At 63.7% G+C, this 14,238-nt stretch carries 13 protein-coding genes and 1 tRNA gene; 12 read left to right on the top strand and 2 right to left on the bottom strand.

Features of this window, described 5'->3' with window-relative positions; genetic code table 11:
- The first annotated feature begins 102 nt into the window (after window positions 1-102).
- The 8 genes from rfbF (at window position 103) to MET49242_RS17005 (ending at window position 9,691) form a co-directional block, all read left to right on the top strand.
- Window positions 103-873 carry a glucose-1-phosphate cytidylyltransferase gene (gene rfbF, locus MET49242_RS17040; protein WP_036288515.1) on the top strand — a complete coding sequence of 257 codons (771 nt, stop codon included), beginning with the start codon at window positions 103-105 and terminating at the stop codon, window positions 871-873.
- Complete coding sequence (gene rfbG / locus MET49242_RS17035) at window positions 870-2,018, top strand: CDP-glucose 4,6-dehydratase (RefSeq protein ID WP_202804167.1); 1,149 nt, start codon at window positions 870-872, stop codon at window positions 2,016-2,018. Before rfbF ends, rfbG begins: the two co-directional genes overlap by 4 nt.
- Complete coding sequence (gene rfbH, locus MET49242_RS17030; RefSeq protein ID WP_036284673.1) at window positions 1,990-3,333, top strand: lipopolysaccharide biosynthesis protein RfbH; 1,344 nt, start codon at window positions 1,990-1,992, stop codon at window positions 3,331-3,333. Before rfbG ends, rfbH begins: the two co-directional genes overlap by 29 nt.
- 8 nt (window positions 3,334-3,341) lie before the next feature.
- Complete coding sequence (locus tag MET49242_RS17025; RefSeq protein WP_036288509.1) at window positions 3,342-4,265, top strand: NAD(P)-dependent oxidoreductase; 924 nt, start codon at window positions 3,342-3,344, stop codon at window positions 4,263-4,265.
- Entirely contained in the window at window positions 4,262-4,702 is a 441-nt protein-coding gene (locus MET49242_RS17020; RefSeq protein ID WP_051134274.1) for a GtrA family protein, read from the top strand. The genes MET49242_RS17025 and MET49242_RS17020 overlap by 4 nt, the downstream gene beginning before the upstream one ends.
- A complete protein-coding gene (locus MET49242_RS17015) occupies window positions 4,699-5,637 on the top strand; it encodes a glycosyltransferase family 2 protein (RefSeq protein WP_036284670.1) in 939 nt (312 codons plus the stop codon). Before MET49242_RS17020 ends, MET49242_RS17015 begins: the two co-directional genes overlap by 4 nt.
- A 36-nt stretch (window positions 5,638-5,673) precedes the next feature.
- Window positions 5,674-7,275: a hypothetical protein gene (locus MET49242_RS17010; RefSeq protein ID WP_051134273.1), complete on the top strand. Its 1,602-nt coding sequence runs from the start codon at window positions 5,674-5,676 to the stop codon at window positions 7,273-7,275.
- Window positions 7,276-7,378: 103 nt separating this feature from the next.
- Window positions 7,379-9,691, top strand: a complete 2,313-nt coding sequence (locus tag MET49242_RS17005) for a Tex family protein (RefSeq protein WP_036284667.1) — start codon at window positions 7,379-7,381, stop codon at window positions 9,689-9,691.
- Window positions 9,692-9,712: 21 nt separating this feature from the next.
- Here the strand turns inward: MET49242_RS17005 and MET49242_RS17000 are convergent, their stop codons facing one another.
- The gene (locus MET49242_RS17000; protein ID WP_036284665.1) at window positions 9,713-11,230 is read right to left on the bottom strand and encodes a malonyl-CoA synthase; all 1,518 of its coding nucleotides are present in this window, start codon (window positions 11,228-11,230) and stop codon (window positions 9,713-9,715) included.
- Between the two features lie 228 nt (window positions 11,231-11,458).
- Window positions 11,459-11,532 (bottom strand) — tRNA-Gly (locus MET49242_RS16995).
- A 174-nt stretch (window positions 11,533-11,706) separates the two neighbouring features.
- On the opposite strand from MET49242_RS16995, the gene MET49242_RS16990 reads away from it, so the two are divergent.
- The 4 genes from MET49242_RS16990 to MET49242_RS16975 all read left to right on the top strand — a co-directional run bounded on the left by MET49242_RS16990 (window position 11,707) and on the right by MET49242_RS16975 (window position 14,137).
- On the top strand, window positions 11,707-12,069 hold the full coding sequence (locus MET49242_RS16990) for a TIGR02300 family protein (protein ID WP_036284663.1): 363 nt from the start codon (window positions 11,707-11,709) through the stop codon (window positions 12,067-12,069).
- A 99-nt stretch (window positions 12,070-12,168) separates the two neighbouring features.
- Window positions 12,169-12,561 carry a hypothetical protein gene (locus MET49242_RS16985; RefSeq protein ID WP_036284661.1) on the top strand — a complete coding sequence of 131 codons (393 nt, stop codon included), beginning with the start codon at window positions 12,169-12,171 and terminating at the stop codon, window positions 12,559-12,561.
- 98 nt (window positions 12,562-12,659) lie between these two features.
- Entirely contained in the window at window positions 12,660-13,169 is a 510-nt protein-coding gene (gspG, locus tag MET49242_RS16980) for a type II secretion system major pseudopilin GspG (RefSeq protein ID WP_084679330.1), read from the top strand.
- The gene (locus tag MET49242_RS16975) at window positions 13,166-14,137 is read left to right on the top strand and encodes a general secretion pathway protein GspK (RefSeq protein ID WP_051134272.1); all 972 of its coding nucleotides are present in this window, start codon (window positions 13,166-13,168) and stop codon (window positions 14,135-14,137) included. Before gspG ends, MET49242_RS16975 begins: the two co-directional genes overlap by 4 nt.
- Window positions 14,138-14,238 lie beyond the last annotated feature (101 nt).

Raw genomic sequence — 14,238 nt, 5'->3', positions numbered from 1 at the left:
CGTACATCGGATGACGCGCGATCCGCCGCGCGCTTCTCCCACCCCACAGGCTTTCGCCCGCGCGAACGCCGTCGCGCAAAGAAAAGTCGGAAGATCGACGCCATGAAGGTTGTGGTCCTGACCGGAGGCCTGGGCACGCGTCTCGCGGAAGAAACGTCCGTGCGGCCCAAGCCAATGGTCGAAATCGGCGGCCGGCCGATCCTCTGGCACATCATGAAGATCTATTCGGCGCACGGCTTCAACGAATTCGTGCTGTGCCTCGGATACAAGGGCTATCACATCAAGGAATTCTTCTCGAATTACTTCCTGCACATGTCGGACGTCACCTTCGACATGCGCAAGCGCGAGATGGAGGTGCATCGGGAAACCGCCGAACCCTGGCGCGTGACGCTCGTCGACACGGGCGACATGACGCAGACCGGCGGGCGCGTGAAGCGTGTGATCGACTATGTGAAGGACGACGAGGTTTTCGCTCTGACATATGGCGACGGCGTCGCCGACATCGATCTCACGGCCGAACTCGCCTTCCATCGCTCGCACGGCAAGATGGCGACCGTCGCCGCCGTGCGTCCCGAAATGCGCTTCGGCGCGATGACGCTGGAAGGCGACCGCGTCACCACCTTTGCAGAAAAGCCGGTGGCGGAGAGCGCCTTCGTGAACGGCGGCTTCTTCTTCCTTTCCCCGAAGGTCGGCGATCTCATCGAAGGCGACTCGACCATCTGGGAGCATGGCCCGGTGAACTGGCTCGCCGACCACGACGAATTGCGCGCCTATCAGCACAACGGCTTCTGGCGGCCGATGGATACGCTGCGCGACAAGATCTACCTCGAAGATCAATGGAACTCCGGCCAGGCGAAGTGGAAAATCTGGTGATCTCATCCGCATTCTGGCTCGGAAAGCGCGTCTTCGTCACCGGCCACACCGGGTTCAAGGGATCGTGGCTCGCGCTGATGCTCTCGCGCCTCAATGCCCGCGCGACCGGCTACGCGCTTGAGCCGCCCACCAGGCCCAGCCTTTTTACACTGGCGAATGTCGCCGAACATATCGACGACCTGCGCGGCGACGTGCGCGACCTCGCCTCGCTTCGCGCGGCGATGGAGCTGGCCGCGCCTGAAATCGTCATTCACATGGCGGCGCAGCCTCTGGTGCGCGAATCCTACGCCGATCCCGTCGGCACCTACGCCACCAATGTCATGGGAACGGTGAATGTTCTGGAGGCCGCGCGCAATGTTTCGAGCGTGCGCCTCGTCCTCGTGGTCACCACCGACAAATGCTACGAGAACCGCGACTGGGTGTGGGGCTATCGGGAGACCGACGCGCTCGGCGGCCATGACCCCTATTCGAACAGCAAGGCCTGCGCGGAACTCGTCACCGGCGCCTATCGCGACAGTTTCTTCGGCGCGAAGCAGAGCGTGCGCATCCTTTCAGCGCGGGCGGGCAATGTCATCGGCGGCGGAGATTTCGCGGCCGACCGCATATTGCCGGACGCGCTGCGCGCCTTCGTCGCGGGCCGCGCCTTGAAAGTTCGCAATCCTGACGCCGTGCGTCCCTGGCAGCATGTGCTGGAGCCGCTCACCGGTTATCTGCTCCTCATCGAAAAGGCGATGAGCGCGCCCGAGGCTCGCGCCGCTGAATTCGACGGCGGCTTCAACTTCGGTCCGGGTCCGAACTCGGAGCAGAGCGTCGAGCGGCTTCTCACCCGTTTCATCTCCGCCTGGGGACATGACGCGCATTGGGAGCGCGACGGCGCCGATCATCCACATGAAGCGCGCCTGCTGCGTCTCGACACGGCGAAAGCGCGCGAGACGCTTCAATGGACGCCGCTTCTCGATTTCGAGCAGACGGCCCAATGGACGGCGCAATGGTATCGCGCCTTTGTCGAGCGCGGCGACATGCCGGAGACGACGCTGAGACAGATCGACCGATACCTCGGCCAGCGGGTGCGGCTCACTTCGCCCTTTACGCCTGATTCCACGAAGGACATCGAACATGACGAAAGACGCAACGTCGCAGGCTGACGAATTGCGCGCGCAGATCCTCGATCTCGTGGGTCAATATCATCGCGTCGCCAACCCGCCGAAGAGCTTCGCGCCCGGCCAGTCGCCCGTGCCCGTCTCGGGTCGCGTGTTCGATGCGCGCGACATGCAGGCGCTCGTCGATTCGGCGCTCGATTTCTGGCTGACGACAGGCCGTTTCAACGCGCAGTTCGAAGAGCGCCTCGCCGCTTACGTCGGCGCGAAAAAGGCGCTTACCGTAAACTCCGGCTCGTCGGCCAATCTCGTCGCGTTCTCGGCGCTGACCTCGCACACGCTGCGCGACCGCGCGCTGAAGCCGGGCGACGAGGTCATCACCTGCGCCACGGGCTTTCCGACGACAGTCAATCCGATCCTGCTGTGGGGCATGGTTCCCGTTTTCGTCGACGTCGACATCCCGACCTACAATATCGACGTCGCGGCGGTGGAGGCCGCCATCACGCCGAAGACGAAAGCGATCATGGTCGCGCATACGCTCGGCAATCCCTTCGACGTCCGCGCGATCCGCGATCTCTGCGACCGCCACAAGCTCTGGCTGATCGAGGACTGCTGCGACGCGCTCGGCGCTACGGTCGACGGCAAGCATGTCGGCTCCTTCGGCGACATCGGCACGCTGAGCTTCTACCCAGCCCATCACATCACCATGGGCGAGGGCGGCGCCGTCTTCACCAACAATAATCACATTGCAAAGGCGATGGAGTCCTTCCGCGACTGGGGCCGCGACTGCTATTGCGAACCCGGCAAGGACAACAGCTGCAACAAGCGTTTTGGCTGGCGCCTCGGCGATCTGCCGAAAGGCTATGACCATAAATACGTCTATTCGCATCTCGGCTTCAATCTGAAGATCACCGACATGCAGGCCGCCGTCGGCCTTGCGCAGATGGATCATCTCGAAAGCTTCATCAGCGCCCGCAATCGCAACTTCGACGCGCTGAAGGCGGGTCTGAAAAGCCTCGAGAATTATTTCATCCTGCCCGAAGCGACCGCGGGAACGCAGCCGTCGTGGTTCGGCTTTCCCGTCACGCTGCGCGACGACGCGCCCTTCACGCGCGACGAACTCGTCATTCATCTCAACGCGCGGAAGATCGGCACGCGCCTCCTCTTCGGCGGCAATCTCGTGCGCCAGCCCTACATGAAGGGACGCAATTTCCGCGTCAGCGGCGAATTGAAAAACGCCGACATCGTCGTCGATCGCACATTCTGGATCGGCGTCTATCCGGAACTCACGCAAGATCATATCGGCTATGTGCTCGACGTGATCGACGACTTCTGCCGACCGGCGCTGAAAGCAGCGGTGTGAGGAAGGGCATGCGAGTCTTCGTCACCGGCGCGACGGGTTTTCTGGGAGGGGAGCTGACTCGCGCGCTCGTCGCGCGCGGTCACGAGGTGCTGGCGCTCGCCCGCACGACGGAGGGAATGGCCCGCCACGCCGCCCTTGCGCCCGGCGCCACATTCATCCAGGGCGATCTTTTTTCTCCGCAGGACTGGCGGAGCGGGCTCGCGCGCTTCCGGCCCGACGCGCTCATTCATTGCGGCTGGCGCGGCGTCGTCGGCGCAGAGCGAAACGATCTCGCGCAACTCGAAAACATCGCCGCCTCCGCGAGGCTCGCCGAGGCGGCGATCGAATGCGGCGCGCAAGTCGTCATCGGCGTTGGCTCGCAGGCCGAATATGGCGCGCGCTCGGGCGCCTTCGGCGAGACCGACCCGACCACGCCCGAGACGCTTTACGGCGTCTCGAAACTCGCGACATCGGGGGCGTTCCTGACGCTCGGCGCCATTCACGGCGTTCGCGCAATATGGGGGCGCGTCTTCTCGCTGTACGGACCAGGGAATGATGGGCCGTGGCTCGTGCCCTCGCTCATCCGCGCCTTGTCGAAGGGACAACAGCTCGATCTGACCAGATGCGAGCAGATATGGGAATTCACTCATGTGCGCGACGCCGCGCAAGGCTTCATAGCGCTGCTGGAAACGCCGCAGGCCCACGGGGTGTTCAATGTCGCTTCCGGCGCGCCCGCGCCGCTGCGCGACGCGGTGCTGCTTCTGCGCGACATGATCGACAGGAACGCCCGGCCGAATTTCGGCGCGATTCCCTATCGGCCGGATCAGGTGATGCATCTCGAAGCGAAGATCGACCGCATCCGCGCCGTCACCGGCTGGTCGCCGCGGATCGGACTGATGGAAGGCTTCGAGGAAACGGTGGCGGCCTTCAGGCGTGAGCGGATGGCGGCATGAGCGCCTTTACCGCAAGACCCGCGCCGGGCCGCGTCCGGCAGTCGATCGCGCGCCTGGCGCGACATCGCGTCGCGCGTTTTCTTGTCGTCGGCGTTATCAACACGATCTTCGGTTACGGCGTTTTCTTCATTCTGCTGCGCATGGGATTGGCGCCGACGGCCGCTCTGGCGGTTTCGACCAGCCTCGGCGTGCTGTTCAATTTTCTCACGACCGGCCGCATCGTCTTCGCAAATTCCGACGCGACGCGCCTCTGGCGTTTCGTCGCCGTCTATGGGCTTGTCTTCATTTTCAACGCCACCTGTCTCGAAGGCGCTCTCGCCATCGGCGCCGGCGCCGCGCTGGCGCAAGCCCTGCTGCTCGCGCCTTGCGTCGCGCTTTCCTATTTCCTCAATCGGACCCTCGTCTTCAACATCGGACAGAAAGCCCGAAACCCATGAAGACCATCTCCATCGTCACGCCCTGCTACAATGAGGAGATGAACGTCCGCGAATGTTACGCGGCGATCCGGACGCTGTTCGACAATGAGCTGAAAGGCTACGTCCGGGAGCATGTTTTCTGCGACAACGCCTCGACCGATCGCACGGTGGAGATCCTGCGGGAGATCGCGGCGGAAGACAAGAATGTCAGGGTGATCCTCAACGCGCGCAATTTCGGCCCGATGCGCTCGAACTACAATGGCGTGATGGCCGCGACCGGCGACGCCGTGCTGCTGTTCTTCCCCGCCGACATGCAGGACCCGCCGGAGCTCATTCCGCAATTCGTCGAGCTCTGGGCGCAGGGCTACGAGGTGGTCTATGGCATTCGCAAAATTCGCGAAGAAAACGCCACGATGCGCGCGCTGCGCCAGCTCTATTACCGGATGCTGACCTCGCTCTCCGAACTGTCGCTGCCACGCGGCGTCGGCGATTTCCAGCTCGTCGACCGCAAGGTCATCGAAGCCATGCGCATGATCGAGGACTCCTATCCCTTCATGCGCATGATGACTTTCGAATGCGGGTTCAGGTCCGTGGGCGTTCCTTACAAATGGGTCGAGCGCCGGCGCGGCGTGTCGCGCAACTCCCTGTTCAATCTGATCGACCAGGGCATGAACGGGCTCGTCACCAATACGCTCGCGCCGTTACGGCTGCTATTGTTCGGCGGCTTCGTCATCGCGGCGCTGGCGCTCGCCTATGCCTTCTTCAATCTGGTGCTCGGCGTGATCTACTACCGCACGATTGCGCAGCCCGGCATCATGACAATCATCACCGCCGTCTTCTTCTTCGGCGGCGTGCAGCTCTTTTCCATCGGCGTGCTCGCCGAATATGTGCTCGCTATCTACGCGCAGGTGAGGCGCAAGCCTGTGGTGTTCGAACGCGAGCGGATCAATTTCTGAATTCGCTTAATGCAATCAGTGAAAGGGCTTGAATCTATGAAAGCGACGCTTGGGCCGCAAGGGGCCATCGACGCGAGCGGCCGTGAAGAGATGACGGCTTACGCCGATGCGCGGGCTGCGCAGAGGGTCGCAACGAATTTCCATCTCCTTCTTGCGGCGACGCTCGTCTTTCTTCTGCCCAACGCGATCTTCGCGACCGCCCTGCGGCCGGCGCCGGCGGCGCTCGTCCTCATCGGCTGCGGCGCCATCGCGGCCTTTCTCTGGCGACTGCCGCGGGCGGGCGCGTTTCTGTCCGCGCCTCTCGATCCTTCGAGCTTCGGCGCCTGTCTCGCGGCGGGCCTCGCGCTTTGTCTCCTCGGCGGCGAGGGCCATTTTTTCTACTCGACGCATGACTGGCTGATCCGCGACGCGGTTCTCTCCGATCTCGTCAAAAACGGCTTCACGGTTCTCTATAATTACGAGAGCCAGGACTATCTGCTGCGCGCGCCGCTGGGCATGTATATGATCCCGGCGACGGTCGGCCGCGCCTTCGGGCTTCACGCGGCGCATATGGCGCTGTTGACGCAGAACGCCTTCCTCGTCGGCGCGGTCGCCTATTTCGTGGCCTCTCTCGCCAATGTGCGAAAGACGCCGATGCTGCTGCTGTTCTTTGCTTTCAGCGGCATGGACGTCGTGCCGATACTCGTCGCCGAGGCGATCGAGATCTTCGTGCATAACGGCTTCCTGCCCTTCACCCACATAGAATGGTGGGGCGACTATTACACGACGATCCGCCTCCAGTATTCGAGCCATCTCACGCAGCTCTTCTGGGTGCCGAACCATATGGCGCCCGGCTGGTGGTTTGCGGTCCTCGCGCTGCTCCATGCGCGCGGCGAGGTCGATCTCGGCGCGCTGCTCGTTTCATTCGCGGCGATGCTGCTGTGGTCGCCGCTGGCGATGATGGGCGCGGCGCCGTTCATCGCGCTGTTCGCGCTTCAAGCCGGCGCGCGCGGCCTGTTTTCATCCCGCACGATCATGGCCTGCGCCGCGGGCCTCTGCTTTATCCCCATCGCGCTTTATCTGACGATGGACGCCGCCGAGGTTCCGCATGAGTGGCTCATCACGCGCGACGGTTTTGCGCTCTACTGGCCGGCATTCATCGCGATAGAACTTCCGCAGATCGCGATCATCGCCTATGCCTGGAACAAGGTCGAGGCTGCGGACCGGCGCATCCTGCTTCTCGCAATAGGTATGCTGATCTTCATCCCTATTTACAGCATGGGGCCGTCCAACGATTTCGTTATGCGATCGTCGATCGCCCCGCTGTTCTTCATCGCTTTCGCCTTCTCGCGCATCGCAGTGCTGACGCCGCGCGACAATGGACGCTTTGCGACGGCGATTTCCGTCATCGTCATTCTCTCCTTCGCGACGCCGATGCTGGAAATCAAGCAGGCGTTCCGCGGCTCCTATGCGATCAGCGATTGCAACATGCTGACGAGCTGGCACAAGGGTGATATTTCCATTAAGCCGACGAATTACTGGGCGCGCATGGAAAAAGTCCCGCCCTGGCTGATGTCGGCGGAAGGACCCGCGCCCCTCACGGTCGAGGACCGCAAATGCTGGCCGGATCATTCATATCTCAATGAGGCGATGAAATAGGGCGGGCTTTTCTATCCACGGAATTTTGCGAGCGGGGCTTTTGACTTCGCCCGCCCGCGATGGCTACAAACCTCGTTCCTGAAAATGAATCGAGGCGGCCTATATGAAATCCATCGTCGAGCGGCTGAGCGAGGAACTTGCGGCAAAACCGTGGCAGGTCGAGGCCGCGGTCGGGCTTCTCGACGGCGGCTCCACCGTTCCCTTCATCGCGCGCTACCGCAAGGAGGCGACGGGCCAGCTGGACGATACGCAATTGCGCAAGCTCGAGGAGCGGCTGCGCTATCTGCGCGAGCTCGAGGAGCGCCGCAAGGCGATTCTCGAATCGATCGAGAGCCAGGGCAAGCTCGACGACGCGCTGAAGCGCGTCATCATGGAGGCTGACAACAAGGCGCGCCTCGAGGATATTTACTTGCCCTTCAAGCCCAAGCGCCGCACCAAGGCGCAGATCGCGATCGAAGCCGGACTTGCGCCGCTCGCCGACGCGCTGTTGGCGTCGCCCGACATGGACCCGAGGGTTCGGGCCGAGGCGTTTGTCGACGCCGAAAAAAATGTCGCAACCGTCGAAGCGGCGCTCGAGGGCGCGCGCGCGATTCTCGTCGAGCGATTCGCCGAAGACGCCGATCTCATCGGCGCGCTGCGCGAAGTCTATTGGACTCAGGGCGTCATCAAGTCGAAGCCGCGCGAAGGCAAGGAGGCGGCGGGCGCGAAATATTCCGACTATTTCGAATTCTCGCAGCCGATTTCGAAACTGCCCTCGCATCGCATTCTCGCGCTGTTTCGCGGCGAGAAGGAGGAGATGCTCGATCTCGAAATGGCGGCCGAGGCCGAAGCCGGCCTCGGCGGTTACGAAACCCGCATCGCGCGGCGCTACAATATCGAGGATCGTGGCCGCCCGGGCGACAAATGGCTGCTGGAGACGGCGCGCTGGGCATGGCGCACCAAGATCGAACTGCATCTCGCAGTCGACGCGCGCTCGCGCCTGTGGAGATTCGCCGAGGAAGAGGCGATTCGCGTCTTCGCCGAAAATCTGCGCGACCTTCTGCTCGCCGCGCCCGCCGGCGCGCGCGCGACGCTGGGTCTGGATCCCGGTTTCCGCACGGGCGTGAAGGTGGCCGTCATCGACGCGACCGGCAAGATCGTCGCGACGACCGCCATCTATCCGCATGAGCCGCAGCGGCGCTGGGATGAATCGATCGCGACGCTGGCGAGCCTCGCGCGTCAGCACAAGATCGAACTGATCGCCATCGGCAACGGCACCGCCTCGCGCGAGACGGACAAGCTCGCCGGCGAGCTGATGTCCAAACATCCCGAACTGAAGCTCACCAAGATCGTCGTGTCGGAAGCCGGCGCCTCGGTCTATTCGGCGTCTGAATACGCCTCGAAGGAATTGCCCGATCTCGACGTGTCGCTGCGCGGCGCCGCTTCAATTGCGCGCCGCCTTCAGGACCCCCTTGCGGAGCTGGTGAAGATCGAACCGAAGTCGATCGGCGTCGGACAATATCAGCACGACGTGTCGGAGCTGAAACTTTCGCGCGCGCTGGACGCCGTGGTCGAGGACTGCGTGAACAAGGTGGGCGTCGACGTCAATACGGCCTCCGCGCCGCTCCTTGCGCGCGTCTCGGGCCTCGGCGACACGCTCGCAGGCAATATCGTCGCGCATCGCGACGCAAACGGTCCCTTCCGCACGCGCGCGGCGCTGAAGAACGTGCCACGCCTCGGACCCAAGGCATTCGAGCAGAGCGCGGGCTTCCTTCGCATCATCGACGGCGACGATCCGCTCGACCGTTCCGGCGTGCATCCGGAAGCCTATCCGCTCGTGCGCCGAATCCTCGACGCGGCGAGGACGGACATCAAGTCGCTCATCGGCAACACCAACGAATTGCGCAAGCTGAAGCCCCAGCAATTCGCCGACGAGACCTTCGGCGTGCCCACCGTCACCGACGTCCTCGCGGAACTCGAAAAGCCCGGCCGCGATCCGCGTCCGGCCTTCAAGACCGCGACCTTCCAGGAAGGCGTCGAGACGCTGAACGATCTCAAGCCGGGCATGACGCTGGAAGGCGTCGTCACCAATGTCGCCGCCTTCGGCGCCTTCGTGGACATCGGCGTGCATCAGGATGGTCTGGTGCATATTTCCGCGCTGTCGAAGGAATTCGTCAAGGACCCGCGCAGCGTGGTGAAGCCCGGCGACATCGTGAAAGTGAAGGTGATGGAGGTCGATGTTCCGCGCAAGCGCATCTCACTCTCCATGCGGCTCGACGATGCGCCGGGGCAGGCCAAGGCCGGGCCGGGACGCGAGCAGAACCGCCCGCGCTTCTCGCAGCCCGCGCCGCGCGGCGCGAAGCCCGCGAATGGCGGCGGAACGGGCGGTCTCGGCGAAGCGCTGCTCGCGGCGATGAAGCAGAAGGGCGGGCGCTGAACGCGCCTCCTTCCCCGACGATCAGCGCGCGCCGTAGATTGCGCGATAGCTTTCGCGCAGGACGTTCTTCTGCACCTTGCCCATTGTGTTGCGCGGCAGGCTTTCGACGAAGATAACGCGCTTGGGCAGTTTGAACTTCGCGAGCCGGCTTTCGAGCGCGCGCAGCACGTCGCTTTCCGTCAGCGTCGCGCCGTCGCGCCGCACGACCACCGCCGTAACGCCCTCGCCGAAATCGGCGTGGGGAACGCCGATGACCGCCGACTCCAGAACGCCCGCAATCGTGTCGATCTCCGTCTCGACTTCCTTGGGATAGACATTGAAGCCGCCGGTGATGACGAGATCCCTGGCGCGGCCGACGATATGGACATAGCCGTCGGAATCGATCTTCCCGAGATCGCCGGTGATGAAGAAACCGTCCGGACGAAACTCTTTCGCGGTCTTTTCCGGCATGCGCCAGTAGCCCCGGAAGACATTTGGACCGCGCACCTCGATCATGCCGACTTCGTTCGGCCCGAGAAGCGCGCCGGTCTCGGGGTCGGCGATGCGCAATTCGACGCCCCGCAGCGGCGGCCCGACCGTTCCGGCGACGCGTTCCCCGTCATAGGGATTCGACGTGTTCATATTGGTCTCGGTCATGCCGTAGCGTTCGAGGATGGCGTGGCCGGTCCGCTCCCGCCATTCGCGATGCGTCTCGGCGAGGAGCGGCGCGGAGCCCGAGATGAAGAGGCGCATCCCCGCGGCGGCGGCGCGATCGAGGCCGGGCTCCTGCAAGAGCCGCGTGTAGAAGGTCGGCACGCCCATCATTGCCGTCGCGCGCGGCATGACCGCGAGAATCTGCTTCGGATCGAAACGGGGCAGAAAGATCACGGAGGCGCCGGAAAGCAGCGCGACATTCGTCGCGACGAAAAGTCCGTGCGTGTGGAAGATCGGCAGCGCGTGAATCAGCACGTCGTCGCTCGTGAAGCGCCAGACGTCGACGAGCGTCAGGGAATTGGCGGCAAGGTTTTCATGGCTGAGCATCGCGCCCTTGGACCGTCCCGTCGTGCCCGATGTGTAGAGAATGGCGGCAAGGTCGTCCGGCCCCCGCGGGGCGTTGGAGAAGGTCGCGAGCTGCGCCCGCGCGAGATCGACGATCGAGCCTGCCTCCGCGGCGTCCAGAGTCATGACCACGGGCCCGCCTTCGGTCCGGACCGGGTCGCTGCGGGAAGGGTCGCGGACAAAGAGCTTCGGCCCGGCGTCGTCGAGAAAATAATCGACCTCGGCGGCCGTATAGGCCGTGTTGAGCGGCAGGAAGACGGCCCCGGCGCGCAGGCAGCCGAGATAAAGCATGATGACGTCGATGCTTTTTTCGACCTGAACGGCCACGCGGTCCCCCGGCGCGACCCCGAGGCTCGCCAGCGCATTGGCGTAGCGCGCGGAGCCCGCCTCGATCTCCGCATAGGTGACGCCGCGTCCGTCTCCGAGATCGGCGAATATGCGCCTGCTCTCCGGCGCGCGGGAGCGGATCAGGTCATAAAGGCGGTTCCCCGACAGCGTCATGCGAACTCCGGACGGACGGCGACTGTGTCTGGGAGAAAGTTTCTATTGCAATCGTCACGGCCCAGCGAGCCGCATTGAGCGGCTGGTCCTCGGCGAAATCCGCGAGTCCGAACGAATCAGTCGGACGCGCGGTTCCGAAAGAACGGCTCGAACAATCGCCAAATTGTTGACCGATCTGAAGATATCCATCGACGTCGGCGGAAAAGCCGCCGGCAAATCATGGGATTCTGGAGCGGGTGAAGGGAATCGAACCCTCGTATTCAGCTTGGAAGGCTGCTGCTCTACCATTGAGCTACACCCGCGGCCCTTTTTCTATGCCAATCCGCGCGCCGCTTGGCAATGGGCGATTCCGCCTTCCGCACTGCGCGCATTTATCCATTTGACAGCGGGGCGGGAGCCAACTAACCGGAGCGCCCGACAGTAATTCATTCAGGCGGGCGTTCCCCACGCTGCCTCTCCACGAGGATCGACGAACCGTGGCCAAACCCGAACTCGGCGCCAAACGCCAATGCCAGTCCTGCGCGACAAAATTCTACGATCTCAACAAGGACCCGATCCTTTGCCCGAAGTGCGGCGCGGTCTTCCACGTCGCCGCCATTTCCCGCGCCCCGGCGCGGGATGAGGAGGAAGATAGCGAGATCGAGAAGGAGAGCGCCGACACGGTTTCGCTCGACGAGGTCGAGGAGGCCGAGAACGCGGCCGAGGCGATCGACGTCGACGAGGACGTCGAACTCGACGACGACGCCGATGACGACACCTTCCTCGAGGAAGAAGAGGGCGAGGACGATGACGTCGCCGGCCTCATCGACGGCGACATCGAGACCGACGAGGAAAGCTGACGCCGCGCGCGGCGTTGCGCTGCAGGCGAAACGGCCATACATTCGCCGCCGGTTTCCGCATATGTAACGCGGGAGCCTCCGGCGGCGGTGGAGTTATGAATGGCGCAGTCGCTTAACGCCTTTTTCCGGCCTGTAATCTGCGGCGCGCTCATCCTCGGCGCGTCAGTCATGGGCGCGCCGGTCGCCAGGGCGCAGATCAATGTGCGTCCCGAAGCGTTGACCAATTATTCCTATTGCATCAGCCACGCCAAGGATCGCGGCGGCGTCTTTCTGCTCGACCGCGGGACGCTCTACCGCTGTGGCGACGACATTGCAGTGTCCTATTTCAACTATCTCGGTCGGCAGCGCGTTCCTGAAAAGCGCGTGACCGAAGCCGAGGGCGTGTTCATCTATCGGCTGATCAATGGCGTCGGCAAATGCTGGAACATGATCCAGGACCCGGCGGGAAACCCGGTTTCGATCTACGGCTGCGACATCTACGTCGAGCTTTAAGCCTCCGCGCCTCGTGTTGCGGCGAAAATCGCCGTCACGTAATATCCACACCTGTCTGGCTTTTGAGCCGGAACCTCGGCTTTGGAGAGGAAATTCAGATGCAGTTTCGTATTGCGCAGACGTCAACCGGCGATGTTTCGAGCGATTCTCCCAAATCGCTCCAGCCGCGCGCGCGATCCCTCACCCGCGCGCAGCGCCGCCGCGCCGGCTTCACCCTGGTCGAGATGCTGGTGGTGCTGGCGATCATCGGCTCGATCGTCGGTCTCGTCGGCCCGCGGGTCCTGAATTATCTCTCCGAATCGAAGGTCAAGACTGCGCAGATCCAGATGGAGAATCTGGCGAGCGCCCTCGACCTCTTCTACCTGGACGCCGGCCGCTATCCGACGAACGAAGAAGGGCTGAGCGCCCTGGTGCAGCGCCCTGCGGGCGTGTCCTCCTGGAGCGGCCCCTATCTCAAGACGGCGGGCGTTCCGAAGGACCCGTGGGGCCACGCCTATCTCTACCGCTCGCCCGGACAGAACGGCCCCTATGACGTCGGTTCGCTCGGACCCGAAGGTCGCGAGGGCGGCTCGGCGGCGATTTCACGCGGCTCGAATACGGCGAAGTGACGCGGTCGAGGCGCCTCCCGCCCGCGCGGGGATTACGCAGGAAAGCTGGCTTCGCGCTACTCGCCGTCATCTGGGGCACGGGCGTCATATCGCTCCTCGTCGTCTCCTTCATGTCGACGGGGCGCCTGCGGCTCCAGACCGCTTCAAATATCGCCGGCGCCACGCAGGCCAGCTACATCGCCGAGGGCGTCATTAACCAGGCGGCCATGACGCTTCTCGGCGAGCGCGATCTGGTGGCGCAGCAGGCCGAGACGACGGTCAGGGATGGCAGGCCCGAGTATTGCGTCCTCGCCGGCGCCGCGATCGCCTTCTCAATCGAGGATGAGAGCGGCAAGGTCGACCTCAACGCCGCGCCGCAACCGCTTCTGCAGGCCATGCTGATGGGTCTCGGCCTCGACAAGAAGACGGCGGACAATGTCGCCAATTCGATCATCGCCTTCCGCACGACTCCCGGCGACGACGTGGCTCAGATGTGGGCGAAGCAGGAGGTCTCGGAAAAGCCGTTCGGCCCCAAGAAGGCCCCGTTCGAGACGATCATGGAGCTCGACCAGGTCAGCGGGATCAACGCGGCGCTGTTTCGGAGCATGCTCCCCTTCGTCACGGTTCAATCGCGCACGCCCGGCGTCGACCCGCTCGCGGCGCCGCCGGGGCTTTTCGCGGCGCTGGCCGGCTTCAAGTTCGATGAAGTGCAAGCGCTGACTGCCGCGCCTTATCCCAACAACCTCGATCGCAAGGATCCGCGTTTTCCTGTGAATTTCCGCCAGCCCAGCGAACGCGCCGCCTACCTCATCCATGCGGAGGCCTTGCTTGCGACCGGCCAGACGGCGGCGAAGGACGCGATCGTCGATCTGCGTGGCGGCATCGGGGGCCAGTTGGCGATCAGGGAGCTGCGGCGCGGACAGTCGCGATATCTCGGCAATCTGCGCGACATGATCGCATCCAACGGCGCCGGCGTTCCGGACTGCTGAAATGACGCGCGTATGGGGCCATGAGGCCCACCGGGGCCGGAACTGTCTTTCGCCGCTTTCGAATGAAACCGGAAAAACTCCGGCTCTCTCCGCCTTTTTGC

It is taken from the genome of Methylocystis sp. ATCC 49242, assembly GCF_000188155.2.
In the GTDB taxonomy this organism is placed as follows: domain Bacteria; phylum Pseudomonadota; class Alphaproteobacteria; order Rhizobiales; family Beijerinckiaceae; genus Methylocystis.
The sequence above is the reverse complement of the archived record's forward strand: the minus strand, read 5'-3'. Positions and strand labels throughout refer to the sequence as shown.

What these genes read in the sequence shown, in the direction of transcription:
- MET49242_RS17010 (WP_051134273.1), top strand. Translation starts at nt 5,674, where the DNA reads ATGAAAGCGACGCTTGGGCCGCAAGGGGCCATCGACGCGAGCGGCCGT.
- MET49242_RS17025 (WP_036288509.1), top strand. Translation starts at nt 3,342, where the DNA reads ATGCGAGTCTTCGTCACCGGCGCGACGGGTTTTCTGGGAGGGGAGCTG.
- gspG (WP_084679330.1), top strand. Translation starts at nt 12,660, where the DNA reads ATGCAGTTTCGTATTGCGCAGACGTCAACCGGCGATGTTTCGAGCGAT.
- rfbH (WP_036284673.1), top strand. Translation starts at nt 1,990, where the DNA reads ATGACGAAAGACGCAACGTCGCAGGCTGACGAATTGCGCGCGCAGATC.
- MET49242_RS17005 (WP_036284667.1), top strand. Translation starts at nt 7,379, where the DNA reads ATGAAATCCATCGTCGAGCGGCTGAGCGAGGAACTTGCGGCAAAACCG.
- MET49242_RS16985 (WP_036284661.1), top strand. Translation starts at nt 12,169, where the DNA reads ATGGCGCAGTCGCTTAACGCCTTTTTCCGGCCTGTAATCTGCGGCGCG.
- MET49242_RS17000 (WP_036284665.1), bottom strand. Translation starts at nt 11,230, where the DNA reads ATGACGCTGTCGGGGAACCGCCTTTATGACCTGATCCGCTCCCGCGCG.
- MET49242_RS17020 (WP_051134274.1), top strand. Translation starts at nt 4,262, where the DNA reads ATGAGCGCCTTTACCGCAAGACCCGCGCCGGGCCGCGTCCGGCAGTCG.
- rfbF (WP_036288515.1), top strand. Translation starts at nt 103, where the DNA reads ATGAAGGTTGTGGTCCTGACCGGAGGCCTGGGCACGCGTCTCGCGGAA.
- MET49242_RS17015 (WP_036284670.1), top strand. Translation starts at nt 4,699, where the DNA reads ATGAAGACCATCTCCATCGTCACGCCCTGCTACAATGAGGAGATGAAC.